At 69.4% G+C, this 21,025-nt stretch carries 20 protein-coding genes and 2 tRNA genes; 11 read left to right on the forward strand and 11 right to left on the reverse strand.

Features of this window, described 5'->3' with window-relative positions:
- Window positions 1-42 precede the first annotated feature (42 nt).
- The gene (locus DDJ31_RS19775) at window positions 43-591 is read right to left on the reverse strand and encodes a helix-turn-helix domain-containing protein (protein ID WP_093825278.1); all 549 of its coding nucleotides are present in this window, start codon (window positions 589-591) and stop codon (window positions 43-45) included.
- Between the two features lie 178 nt (window positions 592-769).
- Here DDJ31_RS19775 and DDJ31_RS19780 point away from each other — a divergent pair.
- Window positions 770-842 (forward strand) — tRNA-Ala (locus tag DDJ31_RS19780).
- A 683-nt stretch (window positions 843-1,525) separates the two neighbouring features.
- Here the strand turns inward: DDJ31_RS19780 and DDJ31_RS19785 are convergent.
- Both DDJ31_RS19785 and DDJ31_RS19790 read right to left on the reverse strand, forming a co-directional pair.
- Window positions 1,526-2,785, reverse strand: a complete 1,260-nt coding sequence (locus DDJ31_RS19785; RefSeq protein WP_127178979.1) for a PLP-dependent cysteine synthase family protein — start codon at window positions 2,783-2,785, stop codon at window positions 1,526-1,528.
- Window positions 2,786-3,121: 336 nt separating this feature from the next.
- On the reverse strand, window positions 3,122-3,820 hold the full coding sequence (locus DDJ31_RS19790) for a DUF5324 family protein (RefSeq protein WP_127178978.1): 699 nt from the start codon (window positions 3,818-3,820) through the stop codon (window positions 3,122-3,124).
- A gap of 308 nt (window positions 3,821-4,128) precedes the next feature.
- Between DDJ31_RS19790 and DDJ31_RS19795 the strand changes: the two genes are divergently transcribed.
- Both DDJ31_RS19795 and DDJ31_RS19800 read left to right on the forward strand, forming a co-directional pair.
- Window positions 4,129-4,662, forward strand: coding sequence for a peptidylprolyl isomerase (locus tag DDJ31_RS19795; protein WP_127178977.1), 534 nt, complete (start codon window positions 4,129-4,131; stop codon window positions 4,660-4,662).
- 83 nt (window positions 4,663-4,745) lie between these two features.
- Window positions 4,746-5,633, forward strand: coding sequence for a rhomboid family intramembrane serine protease (locus DDJ31_RS19800; protein WP_127178976.1), 888 nt, complete (start codon window positions 4,746-4,748; stop codon window positions 5,631-5,633).
- Window positions 5,634-5,974: 341 nt separating this feature from the next.
- Here the strand turns inward: DDJ31_RS19800 and crgA are convergent, their stop codons facing one another.
- The gene (crgA, locus tag DDJ31_RS19805) at window positions 5,975-6,229 is read right to left on the reverse strand and encodes a cell division protein CrgA (protein ID WP_127178975.1); all 255 of its coding nucleotides are present in this window, start codon (window positions 6,227-6,229) and stop codon (window positions 5,975-5,977) included.
- Between the two features lie 141 nt (window positions 6,230-6,370).
- On the opposite strand from crgA, the gene DDJ31_RS19810 reads away from it, so the two are divergent.
- From DDJ31_RS19810 to DDJ31_RS19835, 6 genes are read left to right on the forward strand one after another with little or no spacing between them, the layout of a single operon-like run.
- A complete protein-coding gene (locus DDJ31_RS19810) occupies window positions 6,371-7,150 on the forward strand; it encodes a DUF881 domain-containing protein (RefSeq protein ID WP_127178974.1) in 780 nt (259 codons plus the stop codon).
- Window positions 7,151-7,173: 23 nt separating this feature from the next.
- A complete protein-coding gene (locus tag DDJ31_RS19815) occupies window positions 7,174-7,857 on the forward strand; it encodes a class E sortase (protein ID WP_127178973.1) in 684 nt (227 codons plus the stop codon).
- A 52-nt stretch (window positions 7,858-7,909) separates the two neighbouring features.
- Entirely contained in the window at window positions 7,910-8,071 is a 162-nt protein-coding gene (locus tag DDJ31_RS19820; RefSeq protein ID WP_171480857.1) for a hypothetical protein, read from the forward strand.
- Entirely contained in the window at window positions 8,068-8,706 is a 639-nt protein-coding gene (locus DDJ31_RS19825; RefSeq protein ID WP_127178971.1) for an aminodeoxychorismate/anthranilate synthase component II, read from the forward strand. Before DDJ31_RS19820 ends, DDJ31_RS19825 begins: the two co-directional genes overlap by 4 nt.
- A complete protein-coding gene (locus DDJ31_RS19830) occupies window positions 8,703-9,788 on the forward strand; it encodes a class E sortase (RefSeq protein ID WP_127178970.1) in 1,086 nt (361 codons plus the stop codon). The genes DDJ31_RS19825 and DDJ31_RS19830 overlap by 4 nt, the downstream gene beginning before the upstream one ends.
- A 12-nt stretch (window positions 9,789-9,800) precedes the next feature.
- On the forward strand, window positions 9,801-10,562 hold the full coding sequence (locus DDJ31_RS19835) for a class E sortase (RefSeq protein WP_127178969.1): 762 nt from the start codon (window positions 9,801-9,803) through the stop codon (window positions 10,560-10,562).
- Between the two features lie 83 nt (window positions 10,563-10,645).
- On the opposite strand, the gene pknB is transcribed toward DDJ31_RS19835, so the two are convergent.
- The 6 genes from pknB to DDJ31_RS19865 all read right to left on the reverse strand — a co-directional run bounded on the left by pknB (window position 10,646) and on the right by DDJ31_RS19865 (window position 18,829).
- A complete protein-coding gene (pknB, locus tag DDJ31_RS19840; protein ID WP_127178968.1) occupies window positions 10,646-12,646 on the reverse strand; it encodes a Stk1 family PASTA domain-containing Ser/Thr kinase in 2,001 nt (666 codons plus the stop codon).
- Window positions 12,647-12,815: 169 nt separating this feature from the next.
- Window positions 12,816-14,300, reverse strand: coding sequence for a peptidoglycan D,D-transpeptidase FtsI family protein (locus DDJ31_RS19845; protein ID WP_127178967.1), 1,485 nt, complete (start codon window positions 14,298-14,300; stop codon window positions 12,816-12,818).
- Window positions 14,297-15,736: an FtsW/RodA/SpoVE family cell cycle protein gene (locus DDJ31_RS19850; protein ID WP_127178966.1), complete on the reverse strand. Its 1,440-nt coding sequence runs from the start codon at window positions 15,734-15,736 to the stop codon at window positions 14,297-14,299. The genes DDJ31_RS19845 and DDJ31_RS19850 overlap by 4 nt, the downstream gene beginning before the upstream one ends.
- Window positions 15,737-15,763: 27 nt before the next feature.
- A complete protein-coding gene (locus DDJ31_RS19855) occupies window positions 15,764-17,314 on the reverse strand; it encodes a Stp1/IreP family PP2C-type Ser/Thr phosphatase (protein WP_127182698.1) in 1,551 nt (516 codons plus the stop codon).
- Window positions 17,315-17,412: 98 nt separating this feature from the next.
- Window positions 17,413-17,925 (reverse strand): FHA domain-containing protein FhaB/FipA, encoded by a 513-nt coding sequence (locus tag DDJ31_RS19860; protein ID WP_127178965.1) that lies wholly within the window; start codon window positions 17,923-17,925, stop codon window positions 17,413-17,415.
- A 10-nt stretch (window positions 17,926-17,935) separates the two neighbouring features.
- Complete coding sequence (locus tag DDJ31_RS19865) at window positions 17,936-18,829, reverse strand: FhaA domain-containing protein (RefSeq protein WP_127178964.1); 894 nt, start codon at window positions 18,827-18,829, stop codon at window positions 17,936-17,938.
- 491 nt (window positions 18,830-19,320) lie between these two features.
- Here DDJ31_RS19865 and DDJ31_RS19870 point away from each other — a divergent pair.
- Window positions 19,321-19,407, forward strand: a tRNA-Leu gene (locus DDJ31_RS19870).
- Between the two features lie 191 nt (window positions 19,408-19,598).
- Here DDJ31_RS19870 and DDJ31_RS19875 read toward each other — a convergent pair.
- A complete protein-coding gene (locus DDJ31_RS19875) occupies window positions 19,599-20,252 on the reverse strand; it encodes an FMN-dependent NADH-azoreductase (protein ID WP_127178963.1) in 654 nt (217 codons plus the stop codon).
- Between the two features lie 119 nt (window positions 20,253-20,371).
- Between DDJ31_RS19875 and DDJ31_RS19880 the strand changes: the two genes are divergently transcribed.
- Window positions 20,372-20,734, forward strand: a complete 363-nt coding sequence (locus DDJ31_RS19880) for a winged helix-turn-helix transcriptional regulator (RefSeq protein WP_127178962.1) — start codon at window positions 20,372-20,374, stop codon at window positions 20,732-20,734.
- The last annotated feature ends 291 nt before the right edge of the window (window positions 20,735-21,025 follow it).

A 21,025-nucleotide genomic window follows, 5' to 3' on the forward strand; every position in this document is an offset into this window, starting at 1 on the left:
TGGCCCGGCCGCCGAACCCCCTTCGGCGACCGGCCCCCGGACTCAGCTCTGGTGGGACTGGTAGTGCGTGACGGCGTCGGAGGTGCGTCCGGCGCCGTAGACCCGGAGGAACTCTGCCAGTTCCGGGTGGGTCGGGGCGAGGGTGTCGGCCGCGTCGATGATGTCGCCCGCCGCGGCCACCGACCGCAGCAGCGACTGGATCTCGCGGACCACCCTCTTGACCGTCGGAGCACCTGAACTGCTCGTCGTGGTCGTGGTGTTGCTCAGCACCGAGCCTCCTTGCGACTTCTTGATCTCGTCCATGCGCTCGGTTGCCTCGGCCGCGCTGACACTGCCGTCCGCGACCTGCCCCGCCAGGTCCTGGAGCAGCTGCACCCGCTGTACGACGGCCGGATTGCCGATTTTCGCGCGCTGACCGCTCATCAGCTGTGACAGCATCGGAGCGGACAGGCCAAGCACCCCCGCGAGACGAGCCTGGTTGAGGCCAAGATCGTCGATGAGCTTACGGAAGAGCGCCCCCAGTGGCTCTCCGTACCAGTTCCGCTGCAGTTCCCGCGCTCTTGCGGTCGCTTCCTGCTGTGCGGCGTCCATTGCGTCTCCCCATCGCTTCCCCAAGTACTGTGGTTCGCTGCCGCGAACCACGCCGAGCATCTTACGGAGCGTGGTCGTGCGCGGGGACCCCCAATCTTTTTGCGAGATCCCGGGGGTGACCCGGTACTCTGGTCTCCGGTGTTCGTCGGGGGTGATCTCCGGGCGGACGCTTTTTCTCGGGGCCTTAGCTCAGTTGGTAGAGCGCTGTCTTTGCATGGCAGATGTCAGGGGTTCGACTCCCCTAGGCTCCACCCCTTGAACGCCCTCCGAGCTGCGGAAACGCGGTTCCGGAGGGCGTTTTGCGTGCCCGTCGACGGGTGCGGCCGCGTTCCTCGGCGATGAGTGGGTCGCTGTCGTTCGCGGGGTGTTCAGGGGCCGCGCGGGCTGCGGCCTGGCTCGCTCCTCGTCGAGCTCCTGGAAGCGGTGGATTGCGCAGGGTGATGCGCGCTGTTCTGGGCCGCCCTGGTCGGGTTCGCTCGTCGCCGTCACCCCCGTCTCACCCTCATCGGCAGGCCGGGACGGAGTGGCCGGAATCTGGTCCCCTCACCCTGCGTCGCATAACGATGCGGTAACGCACGCCGTGTATGGCCGGTAGGGTTCAGCCCGGGAAACGCCTTCCGTCGCATGTCTTCCGTCGCGCGCTCCATGACCTGACCTGTCCAGGAAGAAGGCGTCGCCCGTGAAGCAGAACGTGTCGTCCGCGAGGAACAGGCACAGGAGACAGAGCGCCGCCCAAGTCTCCGCGAGGTCTCCGACGCATGAACTGACGCCTGGTCGAACGGCCGGCGGACCCTTGAGGTGGCCCACAGCGTCGTCTACGAATCGATCACGACCCTTGCCGAGTCGGTCGCCCGCGCGGCGGAGGAGCTGACCTTCGAGTGGGTCCTGCCCGGCCCCGCCCCACCCGCTCAGGGGAGGCCGGGCCGGACTCGTCTCACATGTTCCAGAGGGGGCCGCGCGGTGGGGGAGCCGTCCGGCGGTTGACCGGGGGAATCCACCTGCCGGTCTCGAAGAACCGCTCCACGGCGGGCAGCCAGGGCCTGAACTCGATGCCCTGCTGATCGAGCCAGGCGTCGTTGTAGTACGTGGTGAGATACCGCTCGCCCGGATCGCAGAGAACGGTGACGACCGTGCCCCTCCGGCCGCTCTCGCGCATGCCGTGCAGGATCTTCAGCGCGCCGTACAGGCCCGTGCCCGTCGAACCGCCGGGCTTGATGCCCAGCCGGTCGGCGGCCACCCGCATGGTGGCGATCGACGCCGCGTCCGGCACCTGGATCATGCGGTTGACGAGGGGGAAAAGGAACGAGGGCTCGACGACGGGCCGGCCGATGCCCTCGATCCGTGAACCCGCCGCCTTCGCGTCGCGGTCGGTGTCACGCCAGCCCGGGAAGTACGCCGAGTTCTCCGGATCGGTCACGCACACTCGCACCTTGTGGTCGGTGTAGCGCGCGTAGCGGGCGAGCGAGGTCGCTGTCCCGCCGGTCCCGGCGCCCATGACGAACCAGTCGGGGTCCACCGCCCCGATGACCTCGCCCGCGATCCCCTGGTCGCTGCGCCAGTCGTAGGCACGCTCCGCGTAGGTGAACTGGTCCATGAAGTGGCCGCTGCGCTGCTGTGCCTCCCACCGGGCCCGCTCGGAGATCTCCGCACCGGAGGTCTCCACGATCTCGCCGCCGAGGTCGCGGACCGCTTGTTTCTTCTCCGCGTCCGTACCGGCGGGCATCACGGCGACGAAGGGCAGCCCCAGCTTCTGGCAGAACCACGCCTCGGAGATGGCGGTCGACCCGCTGGACGCCTCCACCACTGGCCCGCCCTTGCGCAGCCATCCGTTGGCCAACGCGTTCAGAAACAGCGCCTCGGCCAGCCGGTGTTTGTGACTGCCCGACGGATGGACGGACTCGTTCTTGACGTAGAGCCGAAGCCCGCGCAAGGCATTCGGCAGCTCCATCTCCAGCAGGGGTGTCCCGTGCGAGGACATCGCCCTGATCTGCTGGATCCGGTCGTTCACCCAGGCGCGTTCATCGAGGTAGACGTCCGACAGGTCGTCACCGGCGTCAGCCGCCCTCGCCCGTACGGAACCGGCGGCGGGACCTCGTTCCGCGCCTGCGTCGGCCGCGGCACGGCCCGCTGCCAAGGTCGAACCGACCGCCGTCCCCGCCCCTGCCAGCAGGACCGCACGCCGTGACACACCCATCCGACACCCTCCACACGCCTGTCCGTTCGATGTCCCCGCGGACACCGATGGCGTCTGTCTAACAGCCGGAAACCGCGCGAAGCGCTCGTAAGGGGGCGGCCAGCCGCAGATCACCTTGACGGCGCAGCGCGCCACCCTGCCCGCCGCGCGGCCGTCGGTCCTGTCCCGAGGAGGTCGCAGGGGTCCGCCCGGGACGTCGCTTGGTCCGGATGCGTGTCGGTGCCCGTCCTTCGTGGTGAACCTCTGGCGGTGGATGTTTCACGTGAAACATGGCGAAGGGGCGGGAGGCTCAGAGCCTCCCGCCCCTTCGGGTGTGGCCTCTCGGCCGGTGCCGGGTCAGCGGTGGTCGTCGCCGTCCTTCGCCTCGTCCTCGGCCTGCTTGGCCTCGACCTCGGGGTCGAGGGCCGCCGGGCTACCGTCGACCGACGTCAGATGCGTCGGCTCGTGGATCTCCGTCGGGGCGGGCGGCTCGACCAGCCAGTCCGGGTTGGCCTGCTTGTCCCACCACTTCCAGGCGGCGAACGCGCCACCCGCGACGGCGCCGGCGATCAGCACCACCTTGGCCGCGCGGCCCGCCTTGGCCCGGCGCTCGTGCTTGCGGACCAGCTTGCGGATCTCCTTCGCCGTCACCCCGCCGCGCAGGGCGGCGACGGCGGCCGTGGTGCGGGCCGCTGCCTCGTCCTTGACGGGTCCGGCGACGGCCGCGGCCTGTTCGAGGCGCGGCCGGGAGTAGTCGGCGGCCAGCTTGGCCGCCTGCCGGGTGCGGACCGCCGCGTCATGGGCGGCCTGGTCGACCTTCGGTGGCACATGCGTCCTGGCCTGCTTGAGCTGCGGGGCCACGTAGGCGCCGTACTGGACACGGGCCTGGTCTGCGGCCTGCGACACCTTCGGCGCGATGCGCACGCGGGCTTCGTGCGCGTAGAACGCGGCCTTGTCCTTGGCTGTGTCGGCGTAAGGCGCCACCGCTTCCGCGGCGTGCAGCACGCTGTCCTTCGCCGAACCGGTCGCGGCGCGCACGCTGTCGATGCGGGTCACGGGATCCTCCTCCTCGGTGGCGTACGTTATTTCGACTTTCCACCCTTTAACGGATCATGCCTGTCGACGACGCCGGGAGCATGCAGAGGGCGGGCATCCGGGTCATGCGGCTGCATATGGGGCATCAGTCCCCTGTCGTCGACAATGCCACGGATCGTCGCCGGGCGCCCCCGACCCGGGGGCACTCGACCGGTTTTCAGCAACCGACTTCCCCGGATCGCGCCGTGAAACCCGACGACGTGCTGTGACCCTGTCGGGCCGTGCGAGGATCGACGGGTCACGGACGACACACGGATGGAAGGCGGATCGTGGCCGAGCAGCTTTACGCCACCCTCAGAACGAGCCACGGCGACATCGAGATCCGGCTTCTGCCGAACCACGCGCCCCTCACCGTCAGGAACTTCGTCGAACTCGCGACCGGCGAGCGGGAGTGGACCAACCCGGAGTCGGGTGCGAAGTCCAAGGACCGGCTCTACGACGGCACCGTCTTCCACCGGGTGATCAGCGGGTTCATGATCCAGGGCGGAGACCCGCTCGGCAACGGCACCGGCGGCCCCGGCTACCAGTTCAAGGACGAGTTCCACCCCGACCTCGCCTTCACCAAGCCGTATCTGCTGGCCATGGCCAACGCGGGCCCCGGCACCAACGGCTCGCAGTTCTTCGTGACCGTCTCCCCTACGGCCTGGCTGAACCGCAAGCACACCATCTTCGGCGAGGTCGTCGACCCGGCCAGCCAGAAGGTCGTGGACGCCATCGCCGCGCTGCCGACCGCTCCGCACACCGAGCGCCCGCTCACCGACGTGGTCATCGAGACCGTCGTCGTCGAGAAGCGCCAGGGCTGAGACCCCGGGGGAACCAATCGTCCCGCCCGTCCGTAAAGATGGGCGGGGCGGTGTATTTCGCGTACGACGATCTAGGGGATGTCATGGAGCAAGCGGCAGGCGGTACGCCGGACGCCCAGAGCCTGCCGGGCTGCTACCGCCACCCGGACCGCGAGACGGGCATCCGCTGCACCCGCTGCGACCGTCCGATCTGCCCGGAGTGCATGGTCGACGCCTCGGTCGGTTTCCAGTGCCCGCAGTGCGCGCGCGGCGACGCGGGAACCGGCCACACGCCGGCCGCCTCCCGCCCCCGCACCCTGGCGGGCGGCACCGTCGCGGCTGACCCCCGGCTGCTCACCAAGGTGCTGATCGGCCTCAACCTCGCGCTCTTCCTGGTGCAGCAGGCCGTCGGCGACCGGTTCACCGACCGGCTCGACCTGATCGGTCAGGCGTATGTGCCGCTGCTCGGCTCGGTCGAGGGCGTCGCGCAGGGCCAGTGGTACCGGCTGCTGACCGCGATGTTCCTGCACGGCAGCATCCTCCACATCCTGTTCAACATGCTCAGCCTCTGGTGGATCGGCGGCCCGCTGGAGGCGGCGCTCGGCCGGGCCCGCTACCTCGCCCTCTACTTCGTCTCGGGCCTCGCGGGCAGCGCGCTCACCTATCTGATCGCCGCGCCGAACCAGCCGTCGCTGGGCGCGTCCGGCGCGATCTTCGGTCTCTTCGGCGCCACGGCGATCCTGATGCGTCGCCTCAACTACGACCTGCGCCCGGTGATCGCCCTGCTGGTGATCAACCTGATCTTCACCTTCGGCTGGTCGGGCATCGCCTGGGAGGCGCACATCGGCGGGCTCGTCGCCGGTGTCGTCACGGGGTACGCGATGGTGCACGCCCCGCGTCGGCGGCGGGCGCTGGTGCAGTACGGGACCTGCGCGGCGTTCCTGGTGGTCGTGGTCGTCGTCACTCTGATCAGGACCGCACAGCTCAGCTGATACCGAACCGTTGTCCACAGCGTGTGCCGGATCTTGTGCACACGGTGCGGGAACGCCTTCGCCCCCTGGATCCGACCTGTGTTCATGCAGGTCAGGCAGGGGGCGAACGAGTTTTCGGATGCCGGTAGGTCTGTCACACCGGCGTCAACCTCGGAGAGGTTATCCACAGATCGTCTTTCTTTTCCCCATGTGGAAAAGGGCTGTGGATAACTCAGTGGACAGTCCTGGCCAGAGCTGGCGCCCCGGCCCCGCGACCGCTACGGCGACCCCGGTCCGCGACCGCTACGGCAGCCGCGGCCGCCCTGCCGGACGGCCACCGCTCCCGCACCGGGCGAGGGCCGCTACTTCCACTGCGTGGAGACGCCGAACCCGGCGGCGATGAAGCCGAAACCGACGACGATGTTCCAGTTGTCCAGCTTGTCGATGGGCAGCGAACCGTCGGTCACGTAGAACACGACGATCCAGGCCAGCCCGATGAGGAACATGGCCAGCATGACCGGCGCGACCCAGGCCCGGCTGTTCAGCTTGATGGCGGTCGTCTGCTTCGCAGGCGGCGGCGTGTAGTCGGCCTTCTTGCGGATACGTGACTTCGGCACGAGGGTCTCTCCTGTCGATGCGCTGCGTGGCCGCGCAGGTAACTGGATCGGGCTCGGGGCAGCGTACAAGGGGACACTGAGTGCTCCCCCGGGCGTCCGTTAGCGTAGTGCTTCCGCGGCGCCGAAGGAGATAAGGGTACGTTGAGCAATTCTGCCGACTCCCCCGGGACGGAATCCACCCCTCCCCGCGATCGCCGTTTCCGGCCGGTGCGGGTGCTGACGGCCGGGGTCTTCGCGCTCGCCGGGCTCATCTTCTTCACCAGCTTCGACACCGCCAAGGGCACGAACATCCGTACGGACACGTCCCTGCTCAAACTCTCCGACCTGGTCCAGGAGCGCAGCCACAAGAACGGCACGCTGGACGAGTCGAACGCCACCCTGCGCCACGACATCGAGACGCTCGCCGAGCGCGACGACGGCCGCAGCGAGGCGGAGGACAAGAAGCTCGCCGGCCTCGAGGAGAGCGCCGGCACCCAGAAGCTGACCGGCCGCGCCCTCACCGTCACCCTGAACGACGCCCCGCCGAACGCCACCGCCAAGCTGCCCGGCTACCCCGAGCCGCAGCCCGACTACCTGGTCATCCACCAGCAGGACCTGCAGGCCGTGGTGAACGCCCTCTGGGAGGGCGGCGCGAAGGGCATCAAGGTCATGGACCAGCGGCTGATCTCCACCAGCGCGGTGCGCTGCGTCGGCAACACCCTGATCCTCCAGGGCCGCGTCTACTCGCCGCCCTACAAGATCACCGCCGTCGGCGACCCCGAGAAGCTGAACAAGGCGATGTCGGCGTCCAAGGCGATCCAGAACTACATGGTCTACGTGAACGTCTACGGCCTGGGCTGGAAAGTCACCCAGGACGGGACGGTGACTCTGCCCGGCTACTCGGGCACAGTGGATCTGCACTACGCCGAGCCCGTGGGGTGAACTGATCCGTTCAGGAGCTGCCGGTGCGCGTTGTCGTCAGGACCGTCAGCGAACTGTGCCTCACCGTCGGCGCCCTCATCGTCCTCTTCGTCGTCTACGTGCTGTTCTGGACCGGCGTCCGGGCCGACGGCGCGATGGACGACCAGATCGACGTCCTGCACCACGCCTGGGTGCGACAGCCGGCGCCCGCCGCCTCCCCGAGCGCCCCAGCGCGGCCGGCGCCGCCCGCGCCGTACAGGGCCGGACGGCCCTTCGCGATCATGTACATCCCGCGGCTCGGTTTCACGTGGAACAAACCCGTGCTCCAGGGCACCGCCGTGGACACCCTCAAGAAGGGCCTCGGCCACTACGCGGGCACCGCCCGGCTCGGTCAGCGGGGCAACTTCGCGGTCGCCGGGCACCGGCGCACCTACGGCGACCCGTTCAAGGACTTCCCGCGGCTCAGGGCCGGGGACGCGGTGGTGCTGACCGACGGCACGACCTGGTTCACGTATCGGATCGACAAAGGCCCCTACAAAACCGTGCCCTCGGACGTTGAGGTGATCGATCCTGTGCCACGTAAGTCGGGGTATGCGGACACGGGCCGTTATCTCACGCTGACCACGTGCGATCCGGAATGGGGCCACAGCCACCGCCTGATCGTCTGGGCGCACCTCGACTCCACCCAGCCCGTGGAGGCCGGGAAACCAGCGGCCCTGCGCCGTTAGTCTGGTGCGGTACGGCGTGAATCCGGTGCCGTGGTGGAACGGAAGGGACGGCATGTACGGCTGGATCTGGCGGCATCTGCCGGGGAACGCGTGGCTGAAGGCCCTGATCTCACTGGTCCTCGCCCTGGTCGTGGTCTACGTCCTGTTCCAGTACGTGTTCCCGTGGGCCGAACCGCTGCTTCCCTTCAACGATGTGACGGTGGACAACCAGTGAGCGCGCGGATTCTCGTCGTCGACAACTACGACAGCTTCGTCTTCAACCTGGTCCAGTACCTGTACCAGCTCGGCGCCGAGTGCGAGGTGCTGCGCAACGACGAGGTGACGACGGCACACGCCCAGGACGGCTTCGACGGCGTCCTCCTGTCGCCCGGACCCGGCACCCCCGAGGAGGCCGGGGTCTGCGTCGAGATGGTGCGCCACTGCGCCGCCACCGGCGTCCCGGTCTTCGGTGTCTGCCTGGGCATGCAGTCGATGCAGGTCGCCTACGGCGGGGTGGTGGACCGCGCGCCCGAGCTGCTGCACGGCAAGACCTCGCCGGTCGAGCACGGCGGCAAGGGCGTCTTCGCGGGACTGCCCAGCCCCTTCATCGCGACCAGGTACCACTCGCTGGCCGCCGAGCCGGCCACCGTCCCGGCCGAGCTGGAGGTCACCGCGCGCACCCAGGACGGCATCGTCATGGGCCTGCGCCACCGTGAACTGCCGGTCGAGGGCGTCCAGTTCCACCCCGAGTCGGTGCTCACCGAGCACGGCCACCTGATGCTGGCCAACTGGCTCGCGGAGTGCGGCGACACCGGCGCGGTCGCGAGGTCGGCGGGGCTCGCCCCGGTGGTGGGCAGGGCCACGGCGTGACCGCGCTGCGCCCCGAGCGCGAGTCAGGCGCCGCGTACGGGCAGCAGCCGTACGGGGCGTCCGACGCGTTCGAGGAGCACACCCGCGGCCGCGACGGCACCGACGGGCCCGCGACGGTGTTCCTCCCCCCGATCGACGAGGAGACGGTGGCGCTGCGGCTGCCGGATCCGCCGCCCGACGACCCGCTCGGCGCCATGTCCGCCTCTGCCGCCTCCGTGGCCCCATCCGCACCCGGAACCGCCCCGGGCGGCCGGGCGGCCCGCAGAAAGGCCGCCAAGCGCCGTCACGGGCGTCACGGCGGCTCTCCCGCGCCCGCGGCCGGCCCCGAGGGTGTGGACGGCGCGGGCACGGGCGGGTCGGGGGCGCCGCTGTCCCGGGTCGAGGCCCGGCGGCGGGCCCGCGCGCAGAAGGTCAACCCCGCCGTGGTGGTCAGCCGGGTGATCGGCGAGGTGTTCATCACCACCGGGGTGGTGATGCTGCTGTTCGTCTCCTACCAGCTGTGGTGGACGAACGTCCGGGCGCACGCGCAGGCCGACAAGGAGACCAGCAGCCTCCAGGACGACTGGGCGAGCGGGAAACGCGCGCCCGGCGAGTTCGAGCCGGGGCAGGGTTTCGCGATCCTGCACATCCCGAAGCTCGACGTGGTCGTGCCGATCGCCGAGGGCGTCAGCAACAAGAAGGTGCTGGACCGCGGCATGGTCGGGCACTACGGCGAGGGCAAGCTGAAGACGGCCATGCCCGACGCCAAGACCGGCAACTTCTCGCTCGCCGGGCACCGCAACACGCACGGCGAACCGTTCAGGTACATCAACCGGTTGACGGCGGGCGACGACGTCGTCGTCGAGACCCAGAGCGAGTACTTCGTCTACAAGATGACGTCCATGCTGCCGGTGACCCCGCCGAGCAACACCAGCGTGATCGACCCCATCCCCAAGGGCTCGGGGTTCACGACGGCCGGCCGCTACATCACCCTGACGACCTGTACACCCGAGTTCACCAGCAAGTACCGCTTGATCGTCTGGGGCAAGATGGTCGAGGAACGGCCGCGCAGCAAGGGGAAGCCGGATGCGCTCGTCGAGTAGGGGCAAGGGAACGTGGCAGCGACCACCGACGGCACACAGCACGAGGACCAGCACACCACCGCGCCCGGTCCGCCTCCTGGGCGGCGCCGGCCGGGACCGGTCGCCCTGGCGGTCGGATTCCTCGGCGAACTCCTCATCACCGCGGGCCTGGTGCTCGGACTCTTCGTCGTCTACTCGCTGTGGTGGACGAACGTCCTCGCCGACCGCAAGGCGGACCGGGAGGCCGACAAGGTCCGCGACACCTGGAGCCACCAGAACCCCGGCCCCGGCGGACCCGGCGCCCTCGACACCAAGAACGGCATCGGCTTCCTGCACGTCCCGGCCATGAGGAACGGCGAGGTCCTGGTCGAGAAGGGCACCTCGGAGAAGGTCCTCAACGACGGTGTCGCCGGCTACTACACCGACCCGGTGAAGGCGACCCTGCCCACCTCGGACAAGACCGGCAACTTCACCCTCGCCGCCCACCGCGACGGCCACGGCGCGAAGTTCCACAACATCGACAAGCTCCGCGAGGGCGACCCGATCGTCTTCGAGACCAAGGACACGTGGTACGTCTACAAGGTCTACTCGATCCTCCCGGAGACCTCGAAGTACAACGTGCAGGTCCTCACCCCGGTACCGAAGGAGTCCGGCAGGAAGAAGGCCGGCCACTACATCACCCTGACGACCTGCACCCCGGTCTTCACCAGCCGCTACCGGTACGTCGTGTGGGGCGAACTGGTCAGGACCGAGCCGGTGGACAACGGGCGGACACTGCCGAAGGAACTGCGCTGAGCGCGTCCTCCCGGGCCGACGACGGAGCCCCGGCACCCTGGGACAGGGGGCCGGGGCTCCGTCGTTCACGAGGGAGGGCGCACTCAGTCGTCCCCGCGGCCTCCGGTGAGGCCGCCGAAGAAGTTGGTGCCGCCGTTGTTCCCGCCGTTGTTGTTGCCGTTCTTGACGGCGATCAGGTTGACGGCGGTGCCCTTGTCGACGGTGTTGCCCTGGCCCGGGTCCGACGACACCACGATCGCGTCGTCGTCGTTGGAGCCCTGGATGTTGCCGACCTGGAGGCCCGCGTTCTGCAGCGCCTGCTTGACCGTCCCGAGGTTCTGGCCCTGGATGCCGGGCACCTGGACCTTCTCGTTCTCCTTGGCCTTGCCGATCTGGATGGTCACCGTCGAGTTCTTGTCGACCTGGGTGCCCGCCGCCGGATCGGTGCTGATGACCTTGCCGACCTTGGACTGGTCGTCGGTCTCCACCTCGGTGCAGTTGCCGGTCAGGTTGTTGGCCGTCATCTGGCCCTTGGCCGCGTCACAGGACTGGTTGCTGACGTCCGGGACCGTGGACTTCGCCACCGCCTTGGCGACGGTGAGGGTGATCGTGGAGCCCTTCTGGACTTCCTTGCCGAGCGGCGGGTCCTGGTCGAGGACCTTGTTCGGGTCCTCCGTGGACTCCCGGGTCTTCGTCTCGACGACGAACTTGTAGTCGTCGCCCTCCAGGATGTCCTTGGCCTCGTCGAGGCTCTTGCCCAGCACGCTGGGGACCGCGACCTTCGGAGCGCCCGTCGACACGACGAGGTTGACGGTCTCGCCCTTCTTCACCTTGGTGTTCTTGGCCGGGTCCGAGGCGCAGACCGAGCCCTTGGGCTGGTCCTCGCACGGCTTCTTGGTGACGGTGCCGAGGGTCAGATCGCTGTTGGTCAGCTGTTTCGTCGCGTCGCTCAGCGACAGGCTCACCAGGTTCGGGACCGACACCGGGTCACCGGCGGAGTCCTTGCCGGAGAACGCCCACTTGCCGATCAGGATCGCCCCGATCAGCACCAGGACACCCGCCACGACCAGCAGGATCGTCGAAGTGTTCGCCTTCTTCTGGCGGCGGCGGTCGGGGCGGTCGTCGTAGCCGTAGCCGCCGTCGTCCGGGTTCATCGGCGGCAGCATCGACGTGGCGCCGCCGTCCGCGCGCATCGCCGTGGTCGCCTGGTCGTCGCCGTAGCCGCCGTAACCGACCGAGCCCATCGCGGCGGTGGCGCCGACCGGCTGGCCGTCGAGGCACGCCTCGATGTCCTGGCGCATCTCGTCGGCCGACTGGTAGCGGTAGTCCGGGTCCTTGACCAGCGCCTTGAGGACGATCGCGTCCATCTCGGGGGTGATCTCGGTGTCGAAGACGGACGGCGCCTGCGGTTCCTCGCGGACGTGCTGGTAGGCCACGGCCACCGGGGAGTCGCCCACGAACGGCGGCCGGACCGTGAGGAGTTCGTAGAGCAGACAGCCCGTCGAGTAGAGGTCGGACCGGGCGTCCACCTGCTCGCCCTTGGCCTGCTCGGGGGAGAGGTACTGGGCGGTGCCGATGACCGCCGAGGTCTGTGTCATCGTCATGCCGGAGTCGCCCATGGCGCGGGCGATGCCGAAGTCCATCACCTTGACCTGGCCGTTGCGCGTGAGCATCACGTTCGCCGGCTTGATGTCACGGTGCACGATGCCGCTGCGGTGCGCGTACTCCAGGCCCTGGAGGATGCCGATGGTCATCTCCATGGCCCGCTCCGGCAGCAACTTGCGGCCGCTGTGCAGCAGTTCACGGAGTGTGGAGCCGTCGACGTACTCCATCACGATGTACGGGATCGAGACCCCGTCGATGTAGTCCTCGCCCGTGTCGTAGACCGCGACGATCGCGGGATGGTTGAGCGAGGCGGCCGACTGGGCCTCCCGGCGGAACCGGGCCTGGAAGGACGGGTCGCGCGCGAGGTCCGCGCGCAGCGTCTTCACCGCCACGGTGCGGCCGAGGCGGGTGTCATGGGCGAGGTAGACCTCCGCCATGCCACCGCGCCCGAGCACGTGGCCCAGTTCGTACCGGCCGCCGAGGCGACGCGGCTCTTCCATAGCTTCCTACCAGCCCTCTCCGTCGGTCCCGATCCGCACGGGTGTGCGGTCGGAGGCTGCCGTCCGGGCCTACCGTACCCGGCTCGCTCTGTGTGACCTGGCCAAGCCCGTCACCCGATACAGGACCGGTATCGCAACGTGCACCGATGTGAAGGGGACGTGAGCGGTGTCACTTCTTGGAGTCGATGACCGCCTCCATCACGGACTTCGCGATGGGTGCCGCGAGGCCGCCGCCGGAGATGTCGTCACGGCTGGCCTGGTCGTCCTCGACCACCACGGCCACCGCGACCGGCGAGCTGCCGTCGGCGAGCTTGGCGTAGGAGATGAACCAGGCGTACGGGTTCTTGCTGTTGGCGACGCCGTGCTGCGCGGTACCGGTCTTGCCGCCCACCGTGACGCCCGGGATCTGGGCGTTCTTGCCGGTGCCCTCCTTGATGACGGTCTCCATCATCGACTGGAGGATCTGCGCGTTCTTCGCCGACAGCGGCTGGCTCAGCTTCTCCGGGTCGGTCTGCGCGATGGTGTCGACGTTCGACGACTGGAGCTTGTCCACCATGTACGGCTTCATCAGCGAGCCGTTGTTGGCGATCGCCGAGGCGACCATGGCCATCTGCAACGGCGTCGCGGCGGTGTTGAACTGGCCGATGGAGGAGAGCGCGGTCTGCGACACGTTCATGTCGTCGGAGAACACCGAGGCGCTGGAGCGGACCGGCGTGAAGTGCTCGGCGTCGAAGCCGAACTTCTTCGCCTCCTCCAGCATCTTGTCCTTGCCCAGGTCCGCGCCGATCTTGCCGAACACGGTGTTGCAGGAGTACTGGAGCGCGACCCGCATGGTCGCGTTCTTGCACGGGATGTTGCCCTCGTTGGGGAGCGGGGTGGTGGTGCCCGGCATGATCCACGGCAGCGGGGTGTCGGTCTTCTCCTCGGCCGAGGAGTACAGCCCGTTCTCCAGCGCCGCCGCGGCCGTGACGACCTTGAAGGTCGAGCCCGGCGGGTACGTCTCGCGCAGGGCGCGGTTGAGCATCGGGTCGTTCGGGTCGTTCGTCTTCTGGAGCTTGGTCCAGTTCTTGGAGTCGGTGTCCGTGGAGTTCCCGGCGAACGACCCCGGGTCGTACGACGGGTAGGAGGCCAGCGCCAGGATCTTGCCGGTGGACGGGTCGATCGCGGCGACCGCTCCCTTGCCGCGCGCCTTCAGCCCGTTGTACGCGGCCTTCTGCGCGGCGGAGTTGAGGGTGGTGACGACGTTGCCGCCCTGCTTCGGCTTGCCCGTGACCATGTCCAGGGTGTTGCGGAAGAAGAGGCGGTCGTCGTTGCCGGTGAGGATGCCGTCCTCGATCGACTCCAGCTGGTTGGCGCCGAACGCCTGCGACGCGTACCCGGTGACCGGCGCCCACATCGGCCCGTTCTTGTAGGTGCGCTTGTACTCCAGGTCGTTCAGCCCGCTCTTGCTCGTCTTCGTCGAGCCGGTGATCGGGTCGCCGTCGACGATGATGTCGCCGCGTGGGGTGGAGTAGCGGGCGATGGTGACCCGGCGGTTCAGCGTGTCGTCCTTGAGGCTGTCCGCCTTGACGTACTGGAGCCAGTTGTCCCGCAGCAGCAGCGTGAGGACGAGCAGACCGCAGAAGATCGCGATCCGGCGCAGGGGCTTGTTCACGGGCGGACCACCTGGGTCATCTCGGCGTCGGGGTTGCCGGCGGGGGTGGGCGCGGGCCGGCGCGCGGTATCGCTGATGCGGATGAGGATGCCGATCAGCGCCCAGTTGGCCAACACGGACGAACCTCCGTACGCGAGGAACGGCATCGTCATACCGGTCAGCGGGATGAGCCCCATGACACCGCCGGCCACCACGAAGACCTGGAGCGCGAAGGCGCCGGAGAGGCCGATGGCGAGCAGCTTGCCGAACGGGTCGCGGGCGGCCAGCGCGGTGCGCACACCGCGTTCCACGATCAGCCCGTAGAGCAGCAGGATCGCCATCAGGCCGGCCAGGCCGAGCTCCTCGCCGAAGGTGGCGAGGATGAAGTCGGAGTTGGCGGCGAACCTGATGAGGTCGGAGTGGCCCTGGCCGAGACCCGAGCCGAGGGTGCCGCCCGAGCCGAACGCCCACAGCGCCTGCATGGACTGCTCGGAGTGGCCGTAGACGCCCTTCTGGCTGAGCTTGTACTCGGCCAGCGGGTTGAGCCACGCCTGGACGCGCTGCTGGACGTGCGGTTCGAAGCTGGCCACGCCGACCGCGCCGACCGCGGACATCAGCAGACCGAAGACGATCCAGCTGGTCCGCTCGGTGGCGACGTACAGCATGATGACGAACATGCCGAAGAACAGCAGCGACGTTCCGAGGTCGGTCTCGAAGACCAGGATGAGGATCGAGATGCCCCAGACGACGATGATCGGGCCCAGGTCCCGGCCGCGCGGCAGGTAGAGGCCCATCACCCGGCGGCTGGCGAGCGCGAGGGCGTCGCGCTTCACCATCAGGTAGCCGGCGAAGAAGATCGCCAGGATGATCTTCGCGAACTCACCGGGCTGGAGCGAGCCGAGGCCCGGGACGCGGATCCAGATCTTGGCGCCGTAGATGTTCGCGCCGAGGCCGGGCACCAGCGGCAGCAGCAGCAGCACCAGGGCGGCGAACATCGAGATGTACGTGTAGCGCTGGAGGACGCGGTGGTCCTTCAGGAAGATCAGCACCGCCGAGAACATGGCGATGCCGAGCGCGGTGTACAGCAGCTGGCGGGGCGCGGCCTGGACGTAGTTGGGCAGCGACTGGAGCAGCTTCGACTGGTCGAGGCGCCAGATGAGGACGAGCCCGAGGCCGTTGAGGAGGGTGGCGAGGGGCAGCAGCAGCGGGTCCGCGTACGGCGCGAACTTCCGCACCACGAGATGGCCGATGGCGGCCAGCAGACCGAGCCCGCAGCCGTAGCTGAGCAGGCCCGGCGGTACCGAGTCGTTGATGGCCAGGCCCACGTTGGCGTAGGCGAACACCGGAATGACGACGGCGAACACGAGCATCGCCAGTTCGGTGTTGCGTCTGCTCGGGGCGCCGATGGCGCCGATCGTGGACGTGTGGTGCGTCGGCGAGTTGGTAGTACTGCTCATCGTGTGACGGGGCCTCTCACGGCTTGCCTACTGCTTACCGCACAGCGAGACGACCTTCTGCTCCTCCTCCGAGAGGCTGGGGCCGGGGCTCGGGGTCGGGGCGGTCGCGGACGGGGACGGGGTCGGGGAGGTCGAGGGGCTCGGCGATGCCTTTGACGCGAGGGAGGCCGGGGTGGTTCCCGTGGTCCCGCCCGCCTCTCCCGTGCCGGTCTTCGCGCTGTTCCGGCTCTCGACCGCCTGCCGCTCGGACTCCTTCTTGCAGGCGGACGCCTGCACGGAGAGTTCGTCGATCTTCGACTGGGCGTCCTTCAGGCCGCCTTCGGCGATGGTGGCCTTCACCTGCTTCTGCTGGTACGGCGGCAGGTACTTGAGTTCGATCTCGGGGTGGTCCTTCTCGACCTTCGAGAGCGAGACCCAGGCCAGGTCCTGGCTGATGCCCTGGTAGAGGGCGAGGTGCTCGCCGTTGGTGCCGACGTAGTACTGCGTCTGCGTCCAGCGGTAGCCGCCGTACAGACCGCCGCCGATCACGGCCAGCGCCAGCACGGTGTAGAACGATCTCTTCAGCCAGCGCCTGCCCTTGCCGGGCTTGACGAAGTCCTGGTCGTCGTAGTCGCCGAAGGAGCCGGACGGCGCGTAGCCGCCGTCGTCGCCCGAGCCCGGCGGGCCGAACTCGCCGCCCTGGCCGGGGACTTGGCGGCCGAGCCCGGAGGCGCGGCCGGCCGGGGTCTGCATGATCGTGCCGTCGTGCTGCTGGTGCTGGTTCTCGGCGACCGCGCCGACCACCACCGGGGTGTCGGAGAGCTGCCCGGCGAGGGTGTCCCCGGTGTCCAGGTCGAGGACGTCGGCGATGATCACCGTGATGTTGTCGGGGCCGCCGCCGCGCAGCGCGAGCTGGATCAGCTCCTGCACGGTCTCCTGGGGGCCCTGGTAGCTGGCGAGGGTGTCCTCGAGGGTCTGGTGGGACACCACGCCCGAGAGGCCGTCGGAGCAGATCAGGTAGCGGTCGCCGGCCCGGACCTCGCGGATCGACAGGTCGGGCTCGACGTGGTCGCCGCTGCCCAGCGCCCGCATCAGCAGGGAGCGCTGCGGGTGGGTGGTGGCCTCTTCCTCGGTGATGCGGCCCTCGTCGACCAGCCGCTGCACCCAGGTGTGGTCCTGGGTGATCTGGGTCAGCACGCCGTCGCGCAGCAGGTACGCGCGCGAGTCGCCGACGTGCACGAGCCCGAGCCGCTGGCCGGTCCAGAGCAGGGCGGTGAGCGTGGTGCCCATGCCCTCCAGCTGGGGGTCGTCCTCGACCATCGAGCGCAGCTGGTCGTTGGCGCGCTGCACGGCGGCGCCGAGGGAGGTGAGGAGGTCGGAGCCGGGTACGTCGTCGTCGAGGGCGACGATGGTGGAGATCGCCTCGGAGGAGGCGACCTCGCCGGCGGCGGCGCCGCCCATGCCGTCGGCGATGGCAAGCAGGCGGGGTCCGGCGTATCCGGAGTCCTCGTTGCCCTCCCGGATCATGCCTTTGTGCGATCCGGCGGCGAAGCGCAGTGACAGACTCATGCGCACCTCGCCCGTCGGCTCCGGGTACATCCGCACGGTGCCCACCCTCCGGTCGGGAGCGCGCGGGGGACCTGCGTACCGGCCACCGCCGCGTGCTCGCTCCGCTCGCGCTCATTCATGACGTGGTACTACTTCCGCAGCTCGATGACGGTCTTGCCGATGCGGATCGGCGCGCCCAGCGGGATCGGCGTGGGGGTCGTCAGCCGGCTCCGGTCGAGATACGTGCCGTTGGTGGACCCCAGGTCCTCGACGATCCACTGGCCGTCGCGGTCCGGGTAGATCCTGGCATGGCGGCTGGAGGCGTAGTCGTCGTCCAGCACGATGGTGCTGTCGTGCGCCCGGCCAAGGCTGATGGTCTGGCCCTGGAGGGCGACCGTCGTGCCGGTGAGGGTGCCCTCCGACACGACCAGCTTGGTGGGCGCGTTGCGCCGCTGGCGGCCCGCGGCGGGCTGCTGCCGCTGCTGCGGTGGGGCCTGCTGGCGCTGGCTCTGCTGGGCCCGCCCCGCGTCCCGTCGCCCGCCGCGCTGCGTGACGCGCGTTCCGAACAGGTCGCTGCGGATGACCTGCACGGCCACGATCACGAACAGCCACAGTACGGCCAGGAAACCCAGCCGCATGACCGTGAGGGTCAGCTCTGACATTGCCCCCGCTTCACCCTTCGGCTTGCCGGTAAATGATGGTGGTGCTGCCCACGACGATCCGCGAGCCGTCGCGGAGCGTAGCGCGGGTGGTGTGCTGCCCGTCCACCACGATGCCGTTGGTGGACCCGAGATCCTGGATCGTCGAGGGCGTTCCGGTCCGGATCTCACAGTGCCGGCGCGAGACGCCGGGGTCGTCGATCCGTACGTCGGCCTCGGTGCTGCGGCCGAGCACGAGCGTGGGTCCCGAGATCTGGTGGCGGTTGCCGTTGATCTCCACCCAGTAGCGGGTGCGGGAGCCGGGCGCGGACGCGCCGACCGGACCCGAGGGTCCCGTGGGGCGCTGCGCGGGCTGGGCGGGCTGCGGGTAGCCGTAGCCGCCGGGGCGTCCGCCGGGGGGCGGAGCGGCGGGCATCGGCGGGGCGCCGGGGGATCCGGCGGCCGGCGGGTAGCCGTACCCGCCCGCGCCCGGTCCGCGACCGCCCGCGGGCGGGCCCGCCGGGGCCGCGGGGCCCGCGCCCTGCTGGTCGGTGGTGGAGGCGAGGGTGCGGCTGCGGACCCGGTAGAGGCCGGTGTCGAGATCGTCCGCCTTCTCCAGGTTGACCTTGATCGGTCCCATGAAGGTGTACCGCTGCTGCTTCGCGTAGTCCCTGACCATGCCGGCCAGCTCGTCGCTCAGCTGGCCCGAGTACGGGCTGAGCCGCTCGAAGTCGGGGGTGCTCAGCTCGACGATGAAGTCGTTGGGCACGACGATCCGGTCGCGGTTCCAGATCGTCGCGTTGTTGTCGCACTCGCGCTGGAGCGCTCCCGCGATCTCCACGGGCTGGACCTCGGACTTGAAGACTTTGGCGAAGGTGCCGTTGACCAAGCCTTCGAGACGCTGCTCGAACTTCTTCAGGACTCCCATGGGGCACCTCCTCCATAGCTGCTGACGTACTTGTTCTGCCCGCTCCGCGGGCGATGCACTGCTTGATACTGCTTACTGATCGTATCCACGCGCCGGTCGATCGGCTGGTTCCCCCTGTCGGCCCCGTCGTGCTCCCGCGCACTCCGGGTGGTCCGGCGTTCCCGTGGTGCGCTGCTTCTGCCCAGGATCGTAGAGGTGGCCGCAGACCAGTGTCCCGCACCGGACTGTGCGCCCGGACCTGCTCCTGGGGAGACGGCCGGTTCCGGTACGAGGTTGATACGTGAACGGATCCTTGTCCGTTCCGTGTCCCCCGTCGATACGGAGCGGACGACCCGGTGCGTTCGACGGCCGCGCGGGACGGTGCGCGCGACCTCCCTGGTCGCCGGTTGCCCGCCGTCGAGCGATGTGAATCCACCCCTGTCAGCGTGCTAATGTTCTGCGTGTCGGAAGGCGCCGCACCGCAAGGCACGGAGGCCCAGGACACACCCAATGCGCGGGTGGCGGAATAGGCAGACGCGCTGGATTCAGGTTCCAGTGCCCGAAAGGGCGTGGGGGTTCAACTCCCCCCTCGCGCACCAGTCGGAAGCCCCCCGGTCTCAGGACCGGGGGGCTTCCGCGTTCTCCGGGGACGGGTGCGTCGCGCCGGTCACGGGTGCGGGGCCGGGCGTCTCCGCGCCGGCCCCGTGGCCGTGTGATGTCCCTGCGGTGTGAGGTGTCTCACGGAGACCGGCCCGCCCTGGTGCCCCGGGAGCGGGCCGGTGGGAGCGGGTCAGGCCGCCAGGCGGTCCGCCAGGGACTTGGCCTTGGTGGCGGCGTCCTCCAGGGCACGCTCGCGCGACGCCTCGTAGAGCGGGACCAGGTCGGCCATCGCCGGATTGTGCGGGGCCATGGTCAGCTCCGGGACGATGAACTCCAGATCAGCGCCGAGCGCGTCGGCGAAGACCGCGCGCAGGTAGTTCTGGACGTACTCGAAGCCCTCGCGCGGGGTGCCGGGCGCGTAGGAGCCGCCCCGGCTGGCGACCACGGTGACCGGGGTGCCCTTCACCTTGGACTCCTCGGCGCCCGCGGTGCGGCCCATCAGGATCACGTTGTCCAGCCACGCCTTCAGGGTCGACGGGATCGAGAAGTTGTACATCGGGGCGCCGATCAGGACGGCGTCCGCGTTCTCCAGCTCCTCGATCAGCTTCAGGCGTTCGGCGAAGGCCGCGGCCTGCCCCGGGGTGTGCGTGGCCGGGTCCGCGAAGCCTGCGGTGTGCGCGTCGGCGCTGATGTGCGGCACCGGGTGCGCGGACAGGTCGCGGTGGATCACCGTGCCCTCGGGGTGCTGTTCCTGCCACGCCGTGCGGAAGGCGTCGGTGACGTCACGGGACGCGGAGGCGCCGGCCGGGAAGACGGAGGAGTCGATGTGCAGGAGCGTCGGCATGGGGGTCTCCAGGGAGTGGGGATGTCTGTGCGCCGTGCTGAGAATTAGTACTCGACTATGGATAACACAGTCACTTACTTTTTTTCATCCCCGTACGGGCGGGCAGTACCCTGGTCGGCATGACGGTCGAGGAGACACACGACCCCGCGGCGTGCAAGCGGGTCGACGCCGGGATCACCCGGGTCTTCCAGCTGCTCGGCAAGCGCTGGACCGGCCCGATCGTGGCCGTGCTGACCGGCGGTCCCGCGTACTTCGTCGACCTGCGCCGGGCGGTGCCCGGCATCAGCGAGCGGATGCTCTCCGACCGGCTCAGCGAACTGGGCGGCGCCGGGCTGCTGGTGCGGGAGGTCGACGAGGGGCCGCCGCTACGGGTCTCCTACCGGCTCACCGAGGCGGGCGAGGCCCTCGAACCGGCGCTGCGGAAGCTCGGCGAGTGGGCGAGCACGCATCTGCCGGAGGAGCGCGACGGCGGGATCTGCTGAGAGCTGGTGAGAGCGGGCTGCTGGGCGCGAGCTGCTGGGCGCGGCTGCGAGTTGCTGCGATCTGCTGCGAGCTGTTGCGGGCGTCTGCTGCGAGCTGTTGCGGGCTATCGGCTGCGAGCTGCTGGGGTCTGCTGAGGAGTTCGCGCCACGCGTAGGTCGCGTGTGGGCCGCGTGAGCCGGGGCGTGGAGAGCGTTCAGATGGGCGCGCCTTGCCGGACGTGGGTGGCGGCGATGGGTGGCGGCTGTGGGCCACTGGTGGCGGGTGCGCTGGGCCGTTCACGGGCGGTGATC

The sequence above is a fragment of the Streptomyces griseoviridis genome (genome assembly GCF_005222485.1).
Classification (GTDB): Bacteria; Actinomycetota; Actinomycetes; order Streptomycetales; family Streptomycetaceae; genus Streptomyces; species Streptomyces hintoniae.